The sequence below is a fragment of the Vibrio nereis NBRC 15637 genome (assembly GCF_001591105.1).
Classification (GTDB): domain Bacteria; phylum Pseudomonadota; class Gammaproteobacteria; order Enterobacterales; family Vibrionaceae; genus Vibrio; species Vibrio nereis.
On the sequence record NZ_BCUD01000003.1, the window covers coordinates 125,469 to 147,285 of the forward strand.

Annotated in this window: 22 protein-coding genes and 1 other RNA gene; 17 read left to right on the plus strand and 6 right to left on the minus strand. The window is 45.8% G+C overall.

Features of this window, described 5'->3' with window-relative positions:
* Positions 1–135 precede the first annotated feature (135 nt).
* Together VNE01S_RS04815 and zapG are read right to left on the minus strand one after the other, a co-directional pair.
* Positions 136–1,503: a DegQ family serine endoprotease gene (locus tag VNE01S_RS04815; RefSeq protein WP_053396670.1), complete on the minus strand. Its 1,368-nt coding sequence runs from the start codon at positions 1,501–1,503 to the stop codon at positions 136–138.
* 126 nt (positions 1,504–1,629) lie between these two features.
* Positions 1,630–2,076, minus strand: coding sequence for a Z-ring associated protein ZapG (zapG, locus tag VNE01S_RS04820; RefSeq protein ID WP_053396671.1), 447 nt, complete (start codon positions 2,074–2,076; stop codon positions 1,630–1,632).
* A gap of 149 nt (positions 2,077–2,225) precedes the next feature.
* Here zapG and zapE point away from each other — a divergent pair, with 149 nt between their 5' ends.
* From zapE to sspB, 8 genes are all read left to right on the plus strand, one after another.
* Positions 2,226–3,341: a cell division protein ZapE gene (gene zapE / locus VNE01S_RS04825; RefSeq protein WP_053396672.1), complete on the plus strand. Its 1,116-nt coding sequence runs from the start codon at positions 2,226–2,228 to the stop codon at positions 3,339–3,341.
* Positions 3,342–3,583: 242 nt separating this feature from the next.
* Complete coding sequence (rplM, locus tag VNE01S_RS04830) at positions 3,584–4,012, plus strand: 50S ribosomal protein L13 (protein WP_005396465.1); 429 nt, start codon at positions 3,584–3,586, stop codon at positions 4,010–4,012.
* Between the two features lie 15 nt (positions 4,013–4,027).
* Complete coding sequence (gene rpsI / locus VNE01S_RS04835) at positions 4,028–4,420, plus strand: 30S ribosomal protein S9 (RefSeq protein WP_053396673.1); 393 nt, start codon at positions 4,028–4,030, stop codon at positions 4,418–4,420.
* 330 nt (positions 4,421–4,750) lie between these two features.
* Positions 4,751–5,344 carry a ubiquinol-cytochrome c reductase iron-sulfur subunit gene (petA, locus tag VNE01S_RS04840; RefSeq protein WP_053396674.1) on the plus strand — a complete coding sequence of 198 codons (594 nt, stop codon included), beginning with the start codon at positions 4,751–4,753 and terminating at the stop codon, positions 5,342–5,344.
* A complete protein-coding gene (locus tag VNE01S_RS04845) occupies positions 5,344–6,609 on the plus strand; it encodes a cytochrome b (RefSeq protein WP_053396675.1) in 1,266 nt (421 codons plus the stop codon). Before petA ends, VNE01S_RS04845 begins: the two co-directional genes overlap by 1 nt.
* Positions 6,606–7,343 carry a cytochrome c1 gene (locus VNE01S_RS04850; protein ID WP_053396676.1) on the plus strand — a complete coding sequence of 246 codons (738 nt, stop codon included), beginning with the start codon at positions 6,606–6,608 and terminating at the stop codon, positions 7,341–7,343. The genes VNE01S_RS04845 and VNE01S_RS04850 overlap by 4 nt, the downstream gene beginning before the upstream one ends.
* A 97-nt stretch (positions 7,344–7,440) precedes the next feature.
* A complete protein-coding gene (gene sspA / locus VNE01S_RS04855) occupies positions 7,441–8,076 on the plus strand; it encodes a stringent starvation protein SspA (RefSeq protein WP_053396677.1) in 636 nt (211 codons plus the stop codon).
* A gap of 10 nt (positions 8,077–8,086) precedes the next feature.
* Positions 8,087–8,560, plus strand: coding sequence for a ClpXP protease specificity-enhancing factor (gene sspB, locus VNE01S_RS04860; protein WP_053396678.1), 474 nt, complete (start codon positions 8,087–8,089; stop codon positions 8,558–8,560).
* A gap of 43 nt (positions 8,561–8,603) precedes the next feature.
* Here the strand turns inward: sspB and VNE01S_RS04865 are convergent, their stop codons facing one another.
* Genes VNE01S_RS04865 through VNE01S_RS04880 form a run of 4 tightly spaced genes read right to left on the minus strand, consistent with a single transcriptional unit; the run spans position 8,604 to position 11,934 of the window.
* A complete protein-coding gene (locus VNE01S_RS04865) occupies positions 8,604–9,173 on the minus strand; it encodes a BON domain-containing protein (RefSeq protein WP_053396679.1) in 570 nt (189 codons plus the stop codon).
* Between the two features lie 3 nt (positions 9,174–9,176).
* Entirely contained in the window at positions 9,177–9,767 is a 591-nt protein-coding gene (locus tag VNE01S_RS04870; protein WP_053396680.1) for a phosphoheptose isomerase, read from the minus strand.
* A 3-nt stretch (positions 9,768–9,770) separates the two neighbouring features.
* Positions 9,771–10,160 (minus strand): YraN family protein, encoded by a 390-nt coding sequence (locus tag VNE01S_RS04875; protein ID WP_245649870.1) that lies wholly within the window; start codon positions 10,158–10,160, stop codon positions 9,771–9,773.
* Entirely contained in the window at positions 10,123–11,934 is a 1,812-nt protein-coding gene (locus VNE01S_RS04880) for a penicillin-binding protein activator (protein WP_053396681.1), read from the minus strand. Before VNE01S_RS04880 ends, VNE01S_RS04875 begins: the two co-directional genes overlap by 38 nt.
* A 63-nt stretch (positions 11,935–11,997) precedes the next feature.
* Between VNE01S_RS04880 and rsmI the strand changes: the two genes are divergently transcribed.
* From rsmI to murD, 9 genes are all read left to right on the plus strand, one after another.
* Complete coding sequence (gene rsmI / locus VNE01S_RS04885) at positions 11,998–12,861, plus strand: 16S rRNA (cytidine(1402)-2'-O)-methyltransferase (RefSeq protein ID WP_053396682.1); 864 nt, start codon at positions 11,998–12,000, stop codon at positions 12,859–12,861.
* A 116-nt stretch (positions 12,862–12,977) separates the two neighbouring features.
* An RNA gene (gene rnpB, locus VNE01S_RS04890) (RNase P RNA component class A) lies at positions 12,978–13,358 on the plus strand.
* Positions 13,359–13,538: 180 nt separating this feature from the next.
* Positions 13,539–14,489, plus strand: coding sequence for a 16S rRNA (cytosine(1402)-N(4))-methyltransferase RsmH (gene rsmH / locus VNE01S_RS04895; protein ID WP_053396683.1), 951 nt, complete (start codon positions 13,539–13,541; stop codon positions 14,487–14,489).
* A gap of 6 nt (positions 14,490–14,495) precedes the next feature.
* Entirely contained in the window at positions 14,496–14,813 is a 318-nt protein-coding gene (gene ftsL, locus VNE01S_RS04900) for a cell division protein FtsL (protein ID WP_053396684.1), read from the plus strand.
* Entirely contained in the window at positions 14,810–16,537 is a 1,728-nt protein-coding gene (locus VNE01S_RS04905; protein WP_053396685.1) for a penicillin-binding transpeptidase domain-containing protein, read from the plus strand. Before ftsL ends, VNE01S_RS04905 begins: the two co-directional genes overlap by 4 nt.
* A 12-nt stretch (positions 16,538–16,549) precedes the next feature.
* Positions 16,550–18,034 (plus strand): UDP-N-acetylmuramoyl-L-alanyl-D-glutamate--2,6-diaminopimelate ligase, encoded by a 1,485-nt coding sequence (gene murE, locus VNE01S_RS04910; RefSeq protein WP_053396686.1) that lies wholly within the window; start codon positions 16,550–16,552, stop codon positions 18,032–18,034.
* Positions 18,031–19,389, plus strand: a complete 1,359-nt coding sequence (gene murF / locus VNE01S_RS04915; protein ID WP_053396687.1) for a UDP-N-acetylmuramoyl-tripeptide--D-alanyl-D-alanine ligase — start codon at positions 18,031–18,033, stop codon at positions 19,387–19,389. Before murE ends, murF begins: the two co-directional genes overlap by 4 nt.
* Positions 19,386–20,468, plus strand: coding sequence for a phospho-N-acetylmuramoyl-pentapeptide-transferase (mraY, locus tag VNE01S_RS04920; RefSeq protein WP_053396688.1), 1,083 nt, complete (start codon positions 19,386–19,388; stop codon positions 20,466–20,468). Before murF ends, mraY begins: the two co-directional genes overlap by 4 nt.
* A 21-nt stretch (positions 20,469–20,489) precedes the next feature.
* Positions 20,490–21,809 (plus strand): UDP-N-acetylmuramoyl-L-alanine--D-glutamate ligase, encoded by a 1,320-nt coding sequence (murD, locus tag VNE01S_RS04925; protein WP_053396808.1) that lies wholly within the window; start codon positions 20,490–20,492, stop codon positions 21,807–21,809.
* Positions 21,810–21,817: the final 8 nt, after the last annotated feature.

The window sequence follows — 21,817 nt, forward strand, 5'->3', positions numbered from 1 at the left end:
ACTTTCCTCATAAAAATAATAGATGTAAGTGACTGAAGAATATCACTAGATGGGATAATAATAAAAGGACAGCTGGTTCACCAGCTGTCCTTTAGGAAGGATATTGTGTTTTTTCACTAATGAATCACTAGCGGATTAGCGTATCACCAGGTAGAGCGTGCGCTCGCCACGTTGGATGTTTAACGCCAGCACTCTAGTCTGCTTTTCCACGACTTTACGGAATTGCGCCAAGTTTTTAATCCTTTTGCGGTTAACGCCAATAATGATGTCACCTTCTTCCAGTTGGTAGGCTTCTGCGTTAGAACCTTTTTCTACAGAGGCAACTTTGACCCCTTGAACCGCGTCTTTTGAGGTCGTATTGGTCAAAGTGGCACCAGATAAACCTTCATGCAGTTTCTCTGCCGGTGCCTTGACACTTTGTTGCTCTCCTAGGGTGACATCGAAAGTTTTGGACTTGCCGTCACGTACAATGCCGAGCGTAATTTCTTTGCCCGCTCCAAGAGTTGCTACTTTCGCACGTAATTCGCTGAATGAGTGAATGTCTTTGCCGTTGACAGAGACAATGACATCGCCAGCTTCAAGGCCAGCTTTATCGGCTGCGCTGTCTGGCACGACTTGGCTGACGAATGCGCCTTTACTTGACTCATAGCCTAATGCTTCTGCCAGTTCAGAGGTAATCTCGCCACCTTGAACACCCAGCATACCGCGTTTTACTTCACCAAATTCTAAGATCTGGTGAGTGAGGTTTGTCATCATGTTGGATGGGATAGCGAATCCAATACCGACGTTACCCCCATTAGGCCCTAAGATTGCGGTGTTGATACCGATAAGTTCGCCGTTGAGGTTGACTAGTGCACCACCAGAGTTACCGCTGTTAATCGCCGCATCAGTTTGGATAAAGTTTTCGAAATTTTCTATGTTCAGTCCACTACGTCCAAGGGCAGAAACGATTCCTGAGGTAACCGTTTGTCCAAGCCCGAAAGGATTGCCAATCGCGACAGCAAAGTCACCGACACGTAATTTGTCTGAGTCGGCGATTTTTATCTCAGTCAGATTTCTCGCTTTATCTAACTTAAGTAATGCCACATCCGACATTTGGTCACCACCAACCAGTTCTGCATCATGCTCGCGGCCATCATGAAGTTTGACGCGAATTTTTTCTGCGCCATTAATCACATGGTAGTTTGTCACGATGTAGCCTTTTTTGGCATCGACAATAACGCCGGAACCAAGACCTCTGAAGGGGCGTTCCTGTAATTGCTCGGTTGGGAAATCAGGACCGAAGAAAAAACGAAATTGATCGGGGATTTGGTGTCTAGAGACCTGAGTGCCTTCAACAGAAATGCTGACGACGGCTGGGGTTACTTTCTCAAGCATTGGAGCAAGGCTTGGAAGCTGCTCTCCACCAACAGATAAAGGTAAGGCTGCCGTTGCCGGCAATGGGGTGATGATTGAACTTAAGCTTAGTGATAGGACAGTTAATGCAAGCAAAGGTTTTTTCATCTGATAACTCCTATTCGGTTAAGATCTTGGATTTAATATTTGTACAAAAAATAAGAAATCAAGAGATGCCAATGAGAGTTATGACTCAAAAACCTTTGTAAAGTTCATCTAAACACGGGAAGAGATTTAAGAGGCCTTCGCTGTGACCACTTGGTCAGACTCAAGAATTTCTTTTTTCTCTTCTTTCAAAAGGCCAGTTGCGCCCGAAGCATAATCTTTGGGTGCTTCGTCCAAAGATTGATCCAATTCGCTTTGCTCTGAGTGTGTTTGCTCGACGACTTTTTTATTAAATGGGTTATCTTGCGCAGGGATATTTGGTAATAGATCTGACGACGTTTTCGTCATGTGTTGGTACAGCTTGGTATATTCTTTACCAAGAGAGTCCAGCATCTCTGCTGTCTGCGCAAAGTGATCGGCTAAATCTTGTTTTTGTTGTTCTAACTCAAACTTAGCAGTATCCAGTTCTTTCTGGATGTTCTTTTGCTTTTTATATTCAGGCGTCGTTAGGCGAGAAATGATGACACCCAAAACGGCACCAACAACTAAACCAACGAGGGCATAAATCCACGGCATAATCGCTCCTTATTGTTGTTCTTTAACATGTTTTTTACTGCTTGGTTACACATGTTCAAATGACATGGTACTATGAGAACTTCAGCCAATAAAGCGAAATGCATGTGCTCTACATAGCAGTTTCAACTCTTCTTTAGGTACGTGAAACGATGACGCCGTTAGAAATCTATCAGAAAGACATCAAAGAGCATGGATTCCAGCAAGATGAAGCCCAACTTCACGCGGTAAAAGCTCTTGATAATTTATACCACCAATTCATTCAGTATGTACAAACGCCCAGAGTGGAAGAACCAACCAAAGGGTGGAAAAGTTGGTTCGGCAAAAAAACGCAAGCACCGCTGCCTGCAGCGCCCAAAGGGCTTTATTTCTGGGGAGGAGTAGGGCGAGGCAAAACTTATCTGATGGATACATTTTTTGACGCTTTGCCATCTGATAAGAAGATGCGTGTTCACTTTCACCGTTTCATGTACCGCGTTCACGACGAGCTAAATGCGCTAGGTGATGTCAATGATCCTTTAGAACTGGTGGCAGACAAGTTTAAATCTGAGGCGGAGATCATCTGTTTTGATGAGTTCTTCGTTTCAGATATCACAGATGCGATGATTCTGGGGACACTTTTCCAAGCGTTGTTTAAACGCGGTGTAGTACTGGTTGCTACTTCGAATATCCCCCCGGAAGACTTGTACCGCAATGGTTTACAACGAGTGCGTTTTTTACCTGCGATAGAATTAATCCAGAGTAACTGCCTTATTCTCAACGTGGATAGTGGTATTGACTACCGCTTAAGAACCTTAGAGCAGGCCGAGATTTATCATTACCCACTCGACGAGCAAGCCCACAGCAATCTTCATCACTATTTCGAACAATTGATCGGAGAAGGTAAACGCGGTGAAAGAGTCATCGAGATTAACCATCGTCAGATAGACGTTATCGAAACTTCAGAGGGCGTGTTGCATGCCAGCTTTGCCCAGTTGTGCCAGTCTGCGCGGAGCCAGAATGACTATATTGAATTGTCGAGAATTTATCACACCGTGTTACTAGCCGATGTTAAACAAATGGGCAAAACAATTGATGATGCGGCTCGCCGATTTATTGCATTAGTCGATGAATTCTACGAGCGTAATGTTAAGTTGATTATCTCTGCAGAGGTGGCCTTAGAAGCGCTTTATACGACAGGACAATTAGAATTTGAGTTTAAACGCTGTCAATCTCGTTTAATCGAAATGCAAAGCCATGATTACCTCGCTAAAGAACATTTAGCTTAAAGGTTTTGCATTAAAATAGAGCATTGAAAAAAAATTGAATTTTTTACCGGAAAAAAGGTGATTTTTTCAACTGACTTCTCTATAATCCTGCGACCCACCGTTACTGCAGACCTTGATTATCGAAGGTATTTCGACATAACGGGTCGAGAGTGCCAACCACTCGAAGGGGTGATGACTGGACTCTTAGTCAGTGGGAGCAATGCTCCTTAAGTGTAAATTTAAATAAACGGGTTATTATTAGCATGAAAACTTTCGTTGCTAAACCAGAAACTGTAAAACGCGACTGGTACGTTGTAGACGCTGAAGGTAAAACTCTTGGCCGTCTAGCAAGTGAAATTGCATCTCGCCTACGTGGCAAACATAAAGCTGAATACACTCCTCACGTTGACGCTGGTGACTACATCATCGTTATCAATGCTGAGAAAGTTGCTGTAACTGGTAACAAAGCTAAAGACAAAGTGTACTACCGTCACTCTGAATTCCCAGGTGGTCTAAAATCTATCACTTTTGAAAAGCTGATCGATCGTAAACCTGAGATGGTTCTTGAGCTTGCAGTTAAAGGCATGCTTCCACGTGGTCCTCTAGGCCGTGCTATGTACCGTAAGCTTAAAGTTTACGCAGGCGCTGAGCACAACCATGTTGCTCAACAACCACAAGTACTAGACATCTAATTGGGGATTTCGGAAATGGCAGAGAATCAATACTACGGCACTGGCCGTCGCAAAAGCTCAGCTGCACGTGTTTTTATTAAACCAGGCAGCGGCAACATTGTAGTAAACAAGCGTAACCTTGACGAATACTTCGGTCGTCCAACAGCTTGCATGGTTGTACAACAACCTCTAGAGCTAGTTGAACTAACTGAGAAGCTAGACCTTTACGTAACAGTAAAAGGCGGCGGTATTTCTGGTCAAGCTGGTGCTATCCGTCACGGTATCACTCGCGCGCTTATGGAATACGATGAATCTCTACGTCCTGCGCTACGTGCAGCTGGCTACGTTACTCGTGACGCTCGTTGCGTTGAACGTAAGAAAGTTGGTCTACGTAAAGCACGTCGTCGTCCACAGTTCTCTAAGCGTTAATTTCCAGTTTTTGGAAATTCCGCTCTTCCAGTTTTTACTGGAAATTGTGGTTCAAAGCTCGGCTTCATGCCGGGCTTTTTGTTTTTCTACGCAAAATAAATCCTTCCCATCTCTCGTTTTCTCGAACTTTTCCCTTACTTATGCCCCTTTTGTGACCTCATAGGCGATTTACCTCACAAATGTTACAAAAAGGTAGCTTTATCTTGTCAAAAAGTAGGGTTTTATTTATCATTTGCCATCAAATAAATACAACTAAATTCGTATTTTGTTAGCCATGCTCTTTAAGCGGAATAACAAAAATCCAAAAGGAGCAAATGGGAGAATGTTTGGATGAGCAATGCGCCTTTAAATAACGGTCGCAGACGTTTCTTAACTGCTACAACAGCTGTTGTAGGTGGTCTTGGAGCTGCTGCTGTCGCCGTGCCTTTTATTAAATCTTGGAACCCAAGTGAGAAAGCAAAAGCTGCAGGTGCCCCTGTTGAAGTTGATATCAGTAAACTTGAAGAAGGGCAGATGGTTCGTGTCGAGTGGCGTGGTAAGCCTGTATGGGTTGTCCGTCGTGCACAATCAGTTGTGGAGACACTAAAAGAAATTGACGGTCAGCTACGTGACCCAGCTTCTGGTGAAGCCCAACAGCCAGCCTACGCTACGAATGCCTACCGTTCAATTAAGCCAGAGTACTTTGTTGCGGTTGGTATCTGTACTCACCTTGGTTGTTCACCGACCTATTTACCTGACAGTTTTAGTGAGCAAGTTCAGGGTGTTAAATCAGGTTTCTTCTGCCCTTGTCACGGCTCTAAGTTCGATATGGCTGGCCGTGTATTCCAGGGTGTACCAGCTCCATTAAACTTAGTCGTTCCAAAGCACATGTATCTGAGTGATACCAAGATCATCGTTGGTATTGACGAAGAAGGGGAGGCATAATGCAAGGTCTACTAGATTGGGTAGAAAAGCGCATACCCGCAATGAATGCGTACAAAAAGCACCTTTCTGAGTACCCGATGCCAAAGAACTTTAACTTCTGGTATCTGTTTGGCTCTCTAGCGATGCTTGTGTTGGTTAACCAAATCCTAACGGGTATTTGGCTAACCATGAACTACGTGCCGTCTGGCGATGGCGCATTCGCTTCAGTTGAATACATCATGCGTGATGTTGAGTATGGTTGGCTACTTCGCTATATGCACTCAACTGGGGCATCGGCGTTCTTCGTTGTGGTTTATCTGCACATGTTCCGTGGCCTTATCTACGGCTCGTACCAAAAGCCTCGTGAATTGCTGTGGCTGTTCGGTATGTTGATCTTCTTGGTGCTAATGGCTGAAGCCTTCATGGGCTACCTACTACCATGGGGACAGATGTCATACTGGGGGGCGCAGGTAATCATTTCTCTATTTGGTGCTATTCCAGTTATCGGTGATGACCTGACACTGTGGATTCGTGGTGACTACGTAATCTCTGGCGCGACTCTGAACCGCTTCTTCGCACTACACGTAATTGCATTGCCGATCGTTCTACTGCTTCTTATTGTGCTACACGTTTTAGCACTGCACGAAGTGGGCTCAAACAACCCAGACGGTATCGAAACCAAACTGCCAAAAGGCAAAATGGGCGATGATTACAAGTCTCAGTTTAAGTTCCATGACTACTACACGAAGAAATACGACATTATTGACTCTATTCCTTTCCACCCATACGGTACTGTAAAGGATATGGTCGGTGTAGCAGGGTTCTTGTTCCTGTTCTGTTACGTGTTGTTCTTTAACCCTGAGATGGGCGGTTACTTCCTTGAGCCACCTAACTTTGAAGCGGCGAACCCTCTGAAAACACCTGAGCATATCGCTCCTGTATGGTATTTCACTCCGTTCTACGCGATTCTACGTGCAGTCCCAGATAAGCTGCTAGGTGTTATTGCTATGGGCGCGTCGATTGTGGTTCTGTTTGTACTGCCTTGGCTAGACCGCTGTAAGGTGCGTTCTTACCGTTACCGCAGTAAGTTCCATTTGTTTAATATCATCCAATTTACGATCAGTTTTATTGCGCTAGGTATCTTAGGTGCGCTTCCAGCGACGCCAACTTACACGCTATTAGCTCAGATCTTTAGCTTAGCCTACTTCATGTTCTTCGTACTGCTGTTCTTCTACAGTAAGAACGAAGCGACTAAGCCACTACCAGAAAGGGTGACATTCAAATGAAAAAATGGATTGTAATTTTATTTGCAATGCTGCCTTCTCTGGCGATGGCAGCAGGTGCTAACGTACCACTTGATAAGGCAAACAATGACTTATCGGATCAGGCGTCTCTTCAGAACGGTGCAAAACTGTTCATGAACTACTGTTTCGGTTGTCACTCTGCTCAATACCAGCGTTACGAGCGTGTAGCTCGTGACATTGGTATCCCAACTGAGCTGATGAAAGAAAACCTGATATTCGACCCAGAAGCAAAAGTGGGTGATTTGATGGAAAATGCGATTCCTGAGAACTCAGCAGCGAAATGGTTTGGTGCTCCACCTCCAGATCTAACGTTGGTTGCTCGTGTTCGTGGTGCAGATTGGCTATACACTTACCTTCGTTCGTTTTATGAAGACCCGTCTCGTCCATTTGGCGTAAACAACATTGTATTCCCAAGTGTTGGTATGCCTCATGTACTTGAAGAGTTGCAAGGTATTCCTAAGCCGGTTTACGAAACGAAAATGGTTAATGGTGAAGAGCATCGTGTTGTCGTGGGCGTTAAGTCAGACGGCACAGGTGAGCTAAATGGCGAAGAGTACGATGATGCTGTTCGTGATTTGGTTAACTTCCTAGAATACTCTGGTGACCCAGTTAAGCTTGAGCGTCACGCTCTAGGCTGGTGGGTAATGGGCTTCTTAGTTATCTTTACTATCGTCGTAGTATTGCTGAAGAAAGAGTATTGGCGTGATGTGCATTAATTGTGCTATAATGCCGTGCTAATTCCCAATTATTAATCTAAACAATGGAGGCTAAGCCTCCATTGTTTTTATCGTTGTAAGTGTGCTGGAGGGCTCCATGGCTGTAGCTGCCAATAAACGTTCTGTGATGACTCTATTTTCAAGTGCATCTGATATGTATAGCCATCAGGTACGTATTGTTCTAGCTGAGAAAGGTGTAAGCGTTGAAGTTGAACTTGTGGATGACGCGAATCTACCTGCTGAGCTGATTGAACTAAACCCATATAAAACAGTACCAACTCTAGTTGATCGTGAGCTAGCGCTTTATGACTCTAAGATCATCATGGAGTACCTAGATGAGCGATTCCCTCATCCGCCGTTGATGCCTGTTTACCCTGTTGCTCGTGGTAATAGTCGTCTAATGATCTACCGTATCGAGAAAAACTGGTACACACTGGCTGAGAAAGTTGTAAAAGGCAGTGCAGAAGAAGCAGAGTCAGCGCGTAATAAGCTGCGTAATGACTTGCTGACGTTGGCGCCAGTTTTTGCTGAATACGAATACTTCATGAGTGAAGAGTTTAGCTTGATTGACTGCTACCTAGCTCCTCTACTTTGGCGTTTGCCTCAGTTAGGTATTGAGCTAGTTGGCCCTGGTTCTAAAGAGCTAAAAGTGTACATGAACCGCGTATTTGAGCGTGATTCATTCCTAGCTTCTTTAACTGAAGCTGAACGTGAAATGCGTTTAACTCGCTAATCGTTCTAAGATGGATATTTCTAAAATGACACCACGCCGACCATACATGCTACGCGCATTTTATGATTGGCTGGTGGACAATGACCTTACTCCTCACCTAGTTGTTTCGGCTACGTTGCCAGGTGTTAGGGTGCCGGAAGAGTTTATTCAGGATGGTCAAATAATTCTGAATGTAGCGCCTAGAGCGGTGGGTAATTTAGAGTTAGGCAACGAAGCGGTTACGTTTAATGCTCGTTTCGGTGGCCGCCCGCACTCAGTGATTGTCCCTTTATATGCTGTAGAGGCTATTTATGCTCGCGAAAACGGTGCTGGTACAATGTTTGAACCTGAAGAGGCGTATTTCAGTGAATCAGAAGAAGAGCTGATTGAGGAAGAGGAATTTTCTCTATCCGTTGCCACTGCTGAGGAGTTGGATGAGGCTCCAGAAGAAGCAGAGGAAGCGCCAAGGCCGAAAGGTAGGCCGAGTCTTCGAGTGGTTAAATAATAAAAAAGCAGCGGCAATGTCGCTGCTTTTTTGTATCACACCGCTATTCACCATATTGAAATGCGCGAATCACTTGTTTTACGCCAGAGATATTTCGGGTAATGTCCGTTGCAATATCGGCATGATGGCGTGATACATAGCCAAGCAAGTAGACTTCTTTATCTTCTGTAATGACTTTGACTTTTATGTCACTGAGCTCGGAGTTGGCAAGTAACGCAGACTTTACCTTGGTCGTTATCCAGCTATCGTGGCTTATCTCACTCATCGAAAGGGGCTGTTTGACTTTGAGCTGATTGTGAACCGTATGAACCCCTTTTACTTGTCGGGCTTGAACTTCAAAGTCATGTCGTAATTGCTCTGTCGTCATTTGACCAATCAGAACGACGGTCCCGTTGTAAGAGCTAGCCGTCACACGTGAGCTACCTCGGAATGGAGGTTTATTCGCTAACCCCGTCATCTCGAATTCGATATTGTTATCGTGCCAGATCTCTTTGGCTGTTCGCGGGTCGGTAACCATATTCACGGTTGTTGCCGCACCCGCCACAAACAAACCTGCACAACCAGTAGTAGATAACGCGAAAATAGCCAGAACTAAAGCGCTAAATAGTCTCATAAGTTAATCTTCGTGTGTTGGGAAAAGTACCTGGTCAATAAGATCGCACAAGCAATGGAGTGTCACCATATGTACTTCGTGAATTCTTGCCGTTCTGTGAGATGGGATGCGAATTTCGACATCATTTTCACCAAGAAGCCCCGCCATTTCGCCGCCGTCTTTACCTGTTAAAGCTATGATAGTCATGTCACGAGTCACCGCCGCTTCCATTGCTTTAATGACGTTTTTGCTGTTACCGCTGGTAGATATCGCTAGCAAAATGTCGCCAGCTTGACCAAATGCTCTGACTTGCTTGGAAAAGATTTCTTCATAGTGATAGTCGTTAGCAACAGCGGTTAGCGTAGTATTGTCTGCAGTTAATGCCATCGCAGGTAAGCTAGGGCGTTCCGTTTCGAATCGGTTGAGTAAGCACGAAACAAACTGTTGGGCGTTGGACGAGGATCCACCATTACCACAACAAAGAATTTTATTGCCATTGAGTAAGCTTGCGACCATCGCCTGCGCTGCATGAGTAATGGCATCAGGCAAAGCCTCCGCTGCGGCAATTTGAATCTGAATACTTTCTGTAAAGCTATCTTTAATGCTGTCTAGCATTGATTATCCTTGAGTTATTGCATTTTTTATCCACTCTATTTGTTGCCCTTGCTGATGGATCGCAACGACATCAAAGCGGAAATCAGTTGAATAGATGGACATGCCTTGCTTCATCAACCAAACATTGGCTGCTTTTTGCAATTTTTGCATTTTACGGTAAGTGACGGTTTCGGCCGCATGACCAAAAGCTTGGCTACTGCGATAGCGAACTTCGACAAATACGATCGCTGTACCGTCGCGCATAACTAGATCAATCTCACCGCTTTTGGTCAGGAAGTTTCTCTCAATTAGCTCTAAGCCGCAAGCAGAGAGATGCCTCTCTGCTGCAGCTTCGTAATACTGACCTTTGCTACGCTTATTGCGCAGCTTCGAACTCAGTCCAGCTAAGTTCACGTTGTACAACGCAGTTTTGGTCGATACTTAAAATGCCAGTGTGGCCTTGGACGGTATATCCTTGGATAACTTTCATTTGTGGCAGTTCATCAATCAGACGATAAGCGTCCATTCCTAGCGCTTGCAGTCTCTTTTCTGCGAAAGAGCCTTTTGGCCATAACTGATCCATCTGGGCTTTTAGTTGTTCATCAGGATTAACCAATAAAGGGATATCACCATAAGTCACATCAGACAGGTCTTCATATAGGCGACGCCCATTATTACTATAAGAGTTGGCAAACAACTTTGGTGGGACGGTGTCTGGGTTTATTGCCACTTCAATAAACGGTTTAATCAAGGTCAGTTCACCGCTACTCGCTACAATGTAGACAGCATCAATATCGCGTCGGCTGCGAGGTTGTGTTTCCAGTGAACGTCTTAGTACGGATCGCATTTGAGAAATATTTTGCTGGCTTTCCTGCAAACCGAACACTTGGTTGATATGGCGTTGAAGTTGGCGTTTTTCACCGAATAATTCCACCGCGACTTTATTAGGGCTGTGTTTTTGCCACTCTTCTTTGAACGCTTTAACGGCACGATTGCCGACCCTGCCTTCGGGCGCGAGAATAAGCGGGAACTGATAGCCTTCTTGTGCCAAATATCTCGCACCTTCTGCAAATTCTTGGTCTGGAGACAGTGCAAGGTAGCAGGTATGAGTGCTTGGTTTAATATCTTCAGGAATATTTAACGCAAGCATTGGTACTGGCGTTTCAAACTTCGCTTCCGCTTGCTGAAGTTTTTCGATGTTCTCTTTGATCAGCGGTCCAACGATAAAGTCAATGTTGTTTTGGATAAGTTCCGCTTCTAGTTGAGCCACAGAAATATTATCGGTATCAATAACCGTCAATGTCTCGTTTTTACCGCGTGCTTTATCGTTCATCATTTCCAGCATGAAGCCATCACGGACCAGCTGAGATTGTTTAGAGAATTTCCCGGTAAGAGGGAGCAAAAGCGCAGTATTGACTGGCTGTTTAATTTCCAGCTTCAGCAGCTCCGATATGGCTTTTGGCGTGTATATGGCGGCTGGGTGACGAGCGTTCGCCGCAAACCATTTTTCAAAAGCAGACTGTAGATTGCCAAGAGACTTCGCCATTGATTTGTTGAAGCTAGCCAGTTCAACCCAACCCGCTAGGGTAGGACTTAGCGGTTTGGAGGTTAAAGACTGTAATTGCTCTGCCGAGTATTGGTTGAGGTTGTTCCAAATGCCGTCAGAGATAAATTGCTGATCTGAGCGTTCAGAAAATTGTCTTTCGTGGATCAGCTCTTGAGCGGCACTGACAAAATCACCTTTCTTCGTAAACAGTGATGCGCGTACCTGGTGATATTCTTTCCACTGCTGATATTGCAGTTGCCACTCTGGTCGGAAGTTAAGTGATGCTAATGCTTTCTCATGCATGTTTTGTTTGATGAGAAGATCTGCTCTGGCCAGGTACCATTCTGCTTGTTGCATGTCTGACAGGGACTGTCGTGCTAGACGTTTGATCAGCAGTTCTGCTTGAGTAAAATCCCCGTCTTCGACTGACGCTTTCAGAGCCATAACCAACCAGTCGTTCTGTTGAGAGCCTGAACTGCTATCAGCACGCATCAAATAATTCTGCGCCGGCTGATTTGGGTCTAGGGAAATATCAACGCGAGTGGATGAAGGTGAGGTTGTACACGCAGACAACGCAACGGCGAGGGCTACAGGAGTGAGTAAGCGTGTTACACTGAGTCGCTTATGGTTTTTCATGGCCATGAGTTCTTAATTAATTCCGTATAAAATTATGTCTATATTAATCGTTGAAGTGATGGTAAACAAATGACAGATAACAAAACCTTACCAGCAGAGGTCCCAACTCTCTACATTGTGCCTACTCCAATTGGCAATTTAGGCGATATCACTCAACGTGCGCTAGACGTACTTTCTAATGTTGACATGATCGCTGCAGAAGATACACGCCACACAGGAAAGTTATTGTCTCATTTTGGGGTTCATACTAAAACATTTGCATTACATGATCATAATGAGCAGCAAAAAGCGCAAGTATTGGTTGAAAAACTTTTAGCTGGTCACTCAATTGCGTTGGTTTCGGATGCCGGAACACCATTAATTAGTGACCCAGGGTACCATCTAGTGACTCAATGTCGTCAGGCAGGCGTTAAAGTTGTCCCTCTGCCGGGTGCGTGTGCTGTTGTGACTGCATTAAGTGCCTCTGGTTTGCCGTCAGATCGCTTTAGCTTTGAAGGTTTTTTACCAGCGAAAAGTAAAGGTCGAAAAGATAAGTTTCTTGAGATCGCGAAAGTGGAGCGCACGTGTGTTTTCTATGAATCTCCGCATCGTATCGTGGATTCACTGGAGGATATGCTCGAAATTCTTGGTCCAGACCGTGAAGTGGTACTGGCGCGTGAATTGACGAAAACATTTGAGACAATTCAAGGGATGCCATTAGGTGAGCTTGTTGAATGGGTCAAGTCAGATGAAAACCAGAGAAAAGGTGAAATGGCACTTCTCATCCACGGTTTCCGTTCTTCAGCTGAAGAAACGTTGCCTGAAGAAGCGACCAGAACGGTAGCCATTTTGACGAAAGAGTTACCACTAAAGAAGGCCGCAGCTTTAGCCGCAGAAATCTACAATTTGAAGAAAAATGCTCTGTATAAGTGGGGGCTTGAGAATTTAGATTAACCAAACCGTGGTGGTTGTCTTAGTTTTGGTGGAAATGTAAGCGAACAGACGACCCCGTTCATTGAATTTGTGATCTAGCTAGACAGTCACCATCAATCTCTATACAATTCGCCCTCGGAGCTGACTGGGTAGTCGCTGCTTTGTTGATGTCCTTCGGGAGACTGACAAAGGGGAGGAAAGTCCGGGCTTCATAGAGCAAGGTGCCAGGTAACGCCTGGGGGGCGCAAGCCCACGACAAGTGCAGCAGAGAGAAGACCGCCGATGGCCCCTAGGGTACAGGTAAGGGTGAAAGGGTGCGGTAAGAGCGCACCGGACGACTAGCAATAGTTCGTAGCAGGGTAAACTCCACCTGAAGCAAGACCAAATAGGCCTCCACATTGCGTTGCTCGCGTAAGGAGGCGGGTAGGTTGCTCGAGCCAGTGAGCGATTGCTGGCCTAGACGAATGGCTACCGCCGCGCAAGCGGAACAGAACCCGGCTTATGTGTCGGCTCCACCTATTCGAAACCCATCGTAACTTCACTGTTATGATGGGTTTTTTGCTTTATATTGACCTAATTTATTTTGTAAGCATTAAACTTAGCGCAAAATCACGTGTTCGTACTGCATTGAGGTGGCGATAGCCTCTTAAATCAGTACACTGAAGACCCCAGCACCGTGAAGCTGAAACGAGAGTACTATGACCGAAGCCTTTAAACACATTTCTGTATTACTTCATGAATCAATCGATGGGTTAGCGATTAAGCCGAATGGCACGTACATCGATGGTACTTTCGGCCGAGGTGGCCACAGCCGCCAGATCTTGTCGAAGTTGGGTGAGAATGGCCGCTTGTTCAGTATTGATCGCGACCCTCAAGCTATTGCAGAAGCAAAAACCATTGATGACCCACGCTTTACCATTATTCATGGACCTTTTTCAGGGATGGCTCAGTATGCTCAAGAATACGATTTGGTAGGCCAAGTCGATGGCGTGCTACTTGACCTTGGTGTGTCTTCGCCCCAGCTAGATGATGCCGAACGTGGTTTTAGCTTTATGAAAGATGGTCCGTTGGATATGCGTATGGATCCAACATCCGGTATCCCTGTTTCTCAGTGGCTCATGGAAGCCGATCTTGACGACATCACTTGGGTTATTCGTGAATTTGGTGAAGACAAACATGCTCGTCGTATTGCCAAGGCCATTATTGCGTACCGTGAGAACGAAGAAAATGAGCCGTTAACCCGTACAGGTCAGTTGGCAAAGTTAATTTCAGATGCTGCACCTAAGAGCTTCAAAGAGAAAAAACATCCTGCAACTCGCGCTTTCCAAGCTTTCAGAATTTATATCAACAGCGAGCTTGAAGAAATTGATATCGCCTTGAAAGGTGCGGCAAGCATTCTCGCTCCTGAAGGACGATTGTCTGTCATCAGCTTCCACTCACTTGAAGACCGTATGGTTAAGCGTTTTATTCGTAAAGAGAGTAAAGGACCAGAAGTACCGCATGGAATTCCTCTAACGGAAGATCAGATTAAGGCACTTGGTAGCGCAAACCTCAAACCTGTTGGTAAAGCGATTAAGCCTTCGAAAGAAGAGATCGACGTTAATACTCGATCGCGTAGCTCCGTATTACGTATTGCCGAAAAACTTTAATTGCGAATGAGTAAGCCGAACCATAATCTAGCGAAAGTTATAGCACTTGACCTCTTGACTGTTGGTCGAGTGCCTCTGGTTTTACTTGTACTGATCTTTTCTAGCGCAATGGGTGTGGTATTTACTACTCATCACACCCGACAAGCTGTAACAGAAAAAGATCAAGCATTAGTAGAGCGTGAAAGGTTAGATAATGAATGGCGTAATTTACTTCTCGAAGAAACCGCGCTGGCTGAACATAGCCGAGTGCAGGCGGTAGCTAAACAGGACCTTGAAATGAAACGTCCTGAGTCCGACAAAGAAGTCATAATTCATCTCCCATGAGCTCAAAAAAAGTTACTCCGGTTAAAAAAACAGAGAGCGAACAGCCTCAAACATTGATTCGTTGGCGCTTTTACTTGGTGCTATTTTTCGTCTTTGTGGCATTTGCGGCACTGGTCGGTCGTATTGCTTATATCCAAATTGTTGAGCCAGATAACCTGATCAAACAAGGCGATTTGCGTTCAGTCCGAGCAAAAACGCTGCACTCTGCCCGAGGGATCATTTCAGATCGCAATGGTGAGCCTCTCGCTGTCAGTGTGCCAGTGGAAGCTGTGTGGGCCGATCCTGTCACTATCTTCAAGCAAGGTGGACTGAAAGATATCGATCGTTGGCATGCATTAGCTGACGTCTTAGGGTTAAAACGCGATGAGTTGATCGACAAAATTAACTCCAATAAGTTGCGTCGCTTTATTTATCTTCAGCGCCAAGTAAGTCCCGCGATGGCACATTACATCCGTGAGCTAAAGCTTGCGGGGGTGGGGCTAAAAGCCGAATCTCGTCGCTACTACCCAGCGGGTGAAGTTAGTGCCCACTTAGTAGGTGTGACAGGTATTGATGGCCATGGCCTTGAAGGTGTTGAGAGAAGCTATGACAAGTGGCTAACTGGTGAAGCGGGTAAACGTATTATCCGTAAAGATCGATATGGTCGCGTGGTCGAGAATATTTCTCTGGAAGAAAGAGAAGAAGGTAAGCCACTGGAATTGACGGTAGACCAACGAATCCAAGCCATTGCCTACAGAGCCATTAAGCAAGCGGTCGCCGACTACCGCGCGACATCTGGGTCTGCGGTCGTTCTGGATGTGAAAACCGGGGCAGTACTCGCGATGGTCAACGCGCCTTCTTACAACCCAAACAATCGTTCTGATTTACAGTCGGCCAAAATGCGTAACCGAGTAATAACGGATGCCTTTGAACCCGGCTCGACTATCAAGCCTTTTGTGGTGTTGGCTGCGTTAGAAAACGGTGTCGCCGACGATCATACTATCATCGATACGGGGCGCGGCATCATGCGAATTGGTGGTAGCCGAGTACGAGATACGTCTAAGGTGGGCAAAGCCGATTTAACAACCATTCTTAAAAAGTCGAGTAACATTGGTGTGGCTAAACTCGCGCTAGACATGCCTCTAGAGGCTTTACTAGGCATGTACAGCTCAGTTGGCTTTGGTGAGGTTTCAGGACTTAACCTAGTCGGTGAAACGCAGGGTATTTTCCCCAACCGACGTCGTTGGTCAAAATTTGAAATTGCGACGTTATCTTTCGGTTATGGTCTGACTATCACTCCGCTTCAATTAGCTCACGCTTACGCAACACTGGGTAACTTAGGTAAATACCAGCCTATTCATATCATTGAAAATAACGATCAAGACTTCTCAAAACAGGTGTTAGGTCGTGAAAACGCTCGTAAAGTATTGGCAATGTTAGAAACCGTGACACAGCCAGGCGGTACTGCCACCAGAGCGGCTGTTCCTGGTTATCGAATAGCAGCCAAAACAGGTACATCACGTAAAGCGATCGCTGGTGGTTATGGAGACGAGTACTTTGCGTATACCGCTGGGGTCGCGCCTGCAAGTGACCCGCGTGTGGCGCTGGTTGTGGTTGTCAATGAGCCGCAGGGCGATAACTATTACGGCGGCTCTGTCGCAGCCCCTGTGTTTGCTGAAATTTTAAAAGGGACGCTACAAATTATGAATGTCGCCCCTGATGAGAACCGTTTTAAAGATAAATAATTGAGACACTCTATGTCTAAACATATCACACTGTCGACATTACTCGCGCCATGGGCAGACTTAACCGCTAGTGACTCTGCTGACCTTGCTATCTCTCATTTGGAGCTGGATAGCCGAAAAGTCACTAAAGGTGTTACGTTTGTAGCAATTAAAGGTCACGCTGTTGATGGCCGTAATTACATTGCTTCTGCGATTGAGCTTGGAGCAAACGCTGTTATTGCTCAAGCTGACGAGACACATCCTCACGCTTCTATCGATATTATCAATGGCGCTCCGGTTGTCTATATTGAACATTTGAATCTAGAACTTTCTGCGTTAGCCAGTCAGCTATACCCACTGAATGATATGCAGTTGATTGGTGTCACTGGCACGAATGGGAAAACGACTATTACCCAATTGATAGCCCAGTGGCTTGGGCTTGTGGAACAACGAGCTGCTGTGATGGGTACGACAGGTAATGGTTTCCTCGACGGGTTAAAACCCGCTGTGAACACCACTGGTAGTGCGATTGAAATCCAGCATACACTTTCTGACTTGGAATGCTTGGGTGCTAAATACACCGCAATGGAAATCTCATCTCATGGTTTGGTCCAAGGAAGAGTCAAAACTCTGCCATTCCACGTGGGGGTTTTCACTAATTTGAGTCGTGATCACCTCGATTATCATGGCTCCATGGAAGAGTACGAGCGCGCCAAATTCTCTTTGTTTACGGAACACGAATGTCAAACTGCGGTGATTAATGTTGATGATAGTGTGGGCGCTAAATGGGCTGCTCAGCTTAACAACGCAATATCGGTCTCACTGAAGCCGCTCAACAGTGAACCGGCAGTTTTCGCTACACAGGTAGAGTACTCGGAACAAGGAATCTCCCTTTCGTTCTCTGGTCACTTCGGTGACGGAACGCTGACAGTACCGTTGATTGGTGAGTTTAACGCCAATAATGTTCTAGTGGCCTTTACCACGCTCCTCGCTTTAGGGTTAGATAAAGAGAGCCTGGTAAACAGTGCTCATCTGTTAAAGCCTGTATTAGGCCGAATGGAACTGTTTCAATCTGAAGGGAAAGCGAAAGTGGTGGTTGACTATGCCCATACTCCTGACGCGTTGGAAAAGGCGTTAAAGGCCCTGCGTGTTCACTGTAAAGGCAAGCTTTGGGCAATTTTCGGTTGTGGCGGTGACCGCGATGCAGGGAAACGCCCAATGATGGCAGAAATTGGTGAGAGGCTAGCTGATAAGGTCATTCTTACGGATGACAATCCGCGTAGTGAATCTCCACAAGCGATAGTAAAAGATATGCTAGCAGGTATGAACTACCCGAATCTGGCTGTGGTTGAACACGAGCGATACAAAGCACTGCAATATGCTTTATCACAGGGTGACGAAAGCGACATAATCCTTCTTGCTGGCAAAGGTCACGAAGATTATCAAGTACTTGCAACAGAAACGGTTCATTACTCTGATCGAGAATCCGCGCAGCAGTTACTGGAGGCCAACCTATGATCACTCTAATGCTTTCTCAGCTTGCTGAGGTATTGGACGCACAACTCGTTGGTAGTGACGTTGCGATCGACAAAGTTTCAACTGACACTCGAACGATTGATTCTGGCTCATTATTTGTGGCATTGGTTGGAGAGCGGTTTGACGCTCACGACTTTGCAGATAAGGCAATTGAAGCGGGTGCTAGTGCGTTATTGGTTAGTAAATCCATCAATACTGATACGCCTCAATTGCTTGTTAAAGATACCAAGGCTGCGCTTGGACAATTAGGGCAATTTGTTCATCAACTATGCCAAACTCCAACCGTCGCGATCACTGGCAGCTGTGGTAAAACCACCGTGAAAGAGATGGTCGCGAGCATTATGGCGCAAAAAGGTCAGGTGCTGTTTACTGCGGGTAATTTCAACAATGATATTGGCGTGCCGCTGACGCTGTTACGCTCAACACCGGAAGACGATTTCGCTGTGATAGAGCTCGGTGCGAACCATCTCGGTGAGATAGCTTACACAACACAGCTCGTTCAGCCAGATGTGGCGCTTGTTAACAATGTGGCCGCTGCGCATTTAGAAGGTTTTGGCTCTATTGAGGGCGTTAAGCAAGCCAAAGGTGAGATTTACCAAGGGTTACAGCCAGGCTCAGTCGCAATTGTTAACCTAGATAGTAATGGTGGTCATTATTGGGATGAGGTGTTGGCAGACAAAACCATCAAGACATTCTCTGTACACAATGATCAAGCCGACTTCTTTGCTCGCAACGTCGAGGTTAATGGCAATGGTGAGGCTTCTTTCATTCTCGTGACACCTCAGACAGAGTGTCAGGTTACGCTGAATATTATGGGCCAGCATAATGTTGCCAATGCGTTGGCAGCGACAGCGTTATCACTAGAATTAGGTGCAACGATAGAGATGGTTCAGCTGGGCCTTGCAAGGTTAGGCAAAGTGAAGGGTCGAGTGGAAGCGGTAAGCCTTTCAGAAAATATTAAATTGATTGATGACAGCTACAACGCCAGTGTGCCTGCGATGAAAGCAGCAGCCGATCTGTTAACTGGCTTTGCTGGCGTTCGTTGGTTAATTTTGGGCAATATGGCGGAGTTAGGCGACGAAAGTCTTGCACTTCACCGTCAAGTCGGGGAATATGCTGCCCCATTCAAATTTGAACACGTGCTGACTTATGGCACTGATGCAAAAGTAATCAGTGATGTTTGCCAAGGTACGCACTTTGATACTCATGAAAGTATGATTGAGTTTATTAAGCATCAGCTAGCTCTGCACCAAGAGCCTCAGACATTATTAGTCAAAGGGGCGAATAGTGCGGGAATGAGTAAGATAGCTGGCGCTTTAAAGGAGATGTATTCATGATCATTTGGCTTGCCGAGCTGCTACAGCCATATTTTTCATTCTTCCGCTTATTCGAATATCTGTCATTTCGAGCTATTGTCAGTGTACTTACTGCGTTAGGTATCTCCCTGTGGATGGGGCCTCGCATGATTCGTCGCTTACAAATGCTTCAGATTGGCCAGGTTGTTCGTAACGAAGGTCCAGAATCGCACTTTAGTAAACGTGGTACCCCAACAATGGGCGGTATCATGATCTTAACGGCGATCGTGACCACGGTATTATTGTGGACTGATTTGTCTAATCCATACGTTTGGGCAGTGCTCGCAGTGCTTGTGGGTTATGGAATTGTCGGCTTTGTGGATGACTACCGTAAGGTGGTGCGTAAAAATACCGATGGCCTTATTGCACGCTGGAAGTACTTTTGGCAGTCAGCGATTGCACTAGTGGTTGCTTTTGCGCTTTACGCGCATGGTAAAGATACGGCAGCAACACAGCTGGTGGTGCCTTTCTTTAAAGACATCATGCCGCAACTGGGTTTGATGTACATTGTGCTGACTTATTTCGTGATTGTGGGTACCAGTAACGCAGTTAACTTGACCGATGGCTTAGACGGATTGGCAATTATGCCAACTGTGTTGGTATCGGCGGGCTTTGCTGCGATTGCATGGGCAACGGGTAACGTGAATTTTGCCAACTACCTACATATTCCCTACGTTCCTGAAGCGTCAGAACTGGTGGTAGTGTGTACTGCCATTGTCGGGGCAGGGTTGGGCTTCTTGTGGTTTAACACCTACCCAGCACAAGTGTTTATGGGTGATGTAGGCTCACTTGCTTTAGGCGGTGCGCTGGGTACGATCGCCGTACTAGTCCGTCAAGAGTTCGTTCTTGTCATCATGGGTGGTGTTTTTGTTATGGAAACATTGTCGGTTATTTTACAGGTAGGATCGTACAAACTGCGGGGCCAACGCATCTTCCGTATGGCACCAATTCACCATCACTACGAACTGAAAGGTTGGCCGGAACCACGAGTTATCGTCCGTTTTTGGATAATTTCTATCGTTCTTGTTTTGGTCGGTTTGGCGACACTCAAAGTACGTTAAAGGTAAAAGTAATCTATGACCATGGATCGTTGGCAAAATATTCATAGTGTCGTTGTTGTAGGGCTCGGTATTACCGGGCTCTCTGTCGTTAAATACCTGGCAAAATTGCCTAGTGAATTAACGATTAAAGTTATCGATACGCGAAAGAACCCACCTGGTAAGGAATCGTTGCCTGAAGGTGTAGAGCTGCATTCTGGTGGTTGGCATCAAGAGTGGTTACTCGCCGCTGATTTAGTGGTGATAAACCCCGGCATAGCCTTAGCAACGCCTGAAATTCAGAAAGTCTTGGCAGCAGGTATTCCTGTCGTGGGAGATATCGAGCTGTTTGCTTGGAACGTAGATAAACCTGTCATCGCTATTACTGGCTCTAATGGGAAAAGCACGGTTACCGACCTTACAGGCGTTGTAGCGAAAGCTAGCGGCCTTAAAGTGGGAGTGGGTGGCAACATCGGTGTTCCCGCGTTAGAGCTGTTGAATGAAGAGGCTGATCTCTACGTTCTTGAGTTATCCAGTTTTCAGCTAGAGACGACTTCGTCTCTGAAACTTAAAGCGGCAGCCTTCCTTAACCTTTCAGAAGACCACATGGATCGTTATGAAGGAATGGCGGACTATCGCCAAGCCAAACTGCGTATTTTTGATCATGCCGAGTCTTGCATTGTTAATGGCGATGATTGTGCGACCTATCCTGATGCGTCCAACAAGAATCTGGTTGAATTTAGCCTAACAAAATCCACTCAGTTTGGTGTGGCATTTATCGGCGGTCGAGAGTACATCTGTCGCCAAGGTAAAGCGCTATTGGCCACAGACGAACTGACTTTGGTCGGTCGACACAATGTAGCTAATGTATTGGTGGTTTTGGCTCTTCTTAGCGAAGCAGGGGTCAATCTAGAGCTTGGGATGAATGCACTTAAGTCTTACAACGGTCTGACACACCGATGCCAGGTTGTTGCGGATAATCAAGGCGTTAAGTGGGTCAATGACTCTAAAGCGACCAATGTTGCCAGCACTCTGGCGGCGCTGTCTGGGTTGGCTCTAAAAGGCAGGCTGTACCTGCTTGTTGGCGGTGTAGGCAAGGGCGCTGATTTCTCAGAGCTGTCACCTATTTTTGCTAACCTTAATTTGCAATTGTGTTGTTTTGGCGAGGATGGTGAGCAATTTATGCCACTTCATTCAAGTGCAAAGTGTTTTGACACTATGGCACAAGTCGTCGAGTGGTTGTCACCGAAGTTAGTTGAAGGTGATATGGTATTACTTTCCCCTGCTTGCGCCAGCTTTGATCAGTTCAACAATTTTATGGCTCGTGGTGATGCGTTCACCAAACTTGCGCAGACTTACGCCTAAGCTTATCG

Excerpts from the sequence above, each read along its gene's own strand:
- VNE01S_RS04815 (WP_053396670.1), bottom strand. The coding sequence starts at position 1,503 with ATGAAAAAACCTTTGCTTGCATTAACTGTCCTATCACTAAGCTTAAGT.
- zapG (WP_053396671.1), bottom strand. The coding sequence starts at position 2,076 with ATGCCGTGGATTTATGCCCTCGTTGGTTTAGTTGTTGGTGCCGTTTTG.
- zapE (WP_053396672.1), top strand. The coding sequence starts at position 2,226 with ATGACGCCGTTAGAAATCTATCAGAAAGACATCAAAGAGCATGGATTC.
- rplM (WP_005396465.1), top strand. The coding sequence starts at position 3,584 with ATGAAAACTTTCGTTGCTAAACCAGAAACTGTAAAACGCGACTGGTAC.
- rpsI (WP_053396673.1), top strand. The coding sequence starts at position 4,028 with ATGGCAGAGAATCAATACTACGGCACTGGCCGTCGCAAAAGCTCAGCT.
- petA (WP_053396674.1), top strand. The coding sequence starts at position 4,751 with ATGAGCAATGCGCCTTTAAATAACGGTCGCAGACGTTTCTTAACTGCT.
- VNE01S_RS04845 (WP_053396675.1), top strand. The coding sequence starts at position 5,344 with ATGCAAGGTCTACTAGATTGGGTAGAAAAGCGCATACCCGCAATGAAT.
- VNE01S_RS04850 (WP_053396676.1), top strand. The coding sequence starts at position 6,606 with ATGAAAAAATGGATTGTAATTTTATTTGCAATGCTGCCTTCTCTGGCG.
- sspA (WP_053396677.1), top strand. The coding sequence starts at position 7,441 with ATGGCTGTAGCTGCCAATAAACGTTCTGTGATGACTCTATTTTCAAGT.
- sspB (WP_053396678.1), top strand. The coding sequence starts at position 8,087 with ATGGATATTTCTAAAATGACACCACGCCGACCATACATGCTACGCGCA.
- VNE01S_RS04865 (WP_053396679.1), bottom strand. The coding sequence starts at position 9,173 with ATGAGACTATTTAGCGCTTTAGTTCTGGCTATTTTCGCGTTATCTACT.
- VNE01S_RS04870 (WP_053396680.1), bottom strand. The coding sequence starts at position 9,767 with ATGCTAGACAGCATTAAAGATAGCTTTACAGAAAGTATTCAGATTCAA.
- VNE01S_RS04880 (WP_053396681.1), bottom strand. The coding sequence starts at position 11,934 with ATGGCCATGAAAAACCATAAGCGACTCAGTGTAACACGCTTACTCACT.
- rsmI (WP_053396682.1), top strand. The coding sequence starts at position 11,998 with ATGACAGATAACAAAACCTTACCAGCAGAGGTCCCAACTCTCTACATT.
- rsmH (WP_053396683.1), top strand. The coding sequence starts at position 13,539 with ATGACCGAAGCCTTTAAACACATTTCTGTATTACTTCATGAATCAATC.
- ftsL (WP_053396684.1), top strand. The coding sequence starts at position 14,496 with ATGAGTAAGCCGAACCATAATCTAGCGAAAGTTATAGCACTTGACCTC.
- VNE01S_RS04905 (WP_053396685.1), top strand. The coding sequence starts at position 14,810 with ATGAGCTCAAAAAAAGTTACTCCGGTTAAAAAAACAGAGAGCGAACAG.
- murE (WP_053396686.1), top strand. The coding sequence starts at position 16,550 with ATGTCTAAACATATCACACTGTCGACATTACTCGCGCCATGGGCAGAC.
- murF (WP_053396687.1), top strand. The coding sequence starts at position 18,031 with ATGATCACTCTAATGCTTTCTCAGCTTGCTGAGGTATTGGACGCACAA.
- mraY (WP_053396688.1), top strand. The coding sequence starts at position 19,386 with ATGATCATTTGGCTTGCCGAGCTGCTACAGCCATATTTTTCATTCTTC.
- murD (WP_053396808.1), top strand. The coding sequence starts at position 20,490 with ATGGATCGTTGGCAAAATATTCATAGTGTCGTTGTTGTAGGGCTCGGT.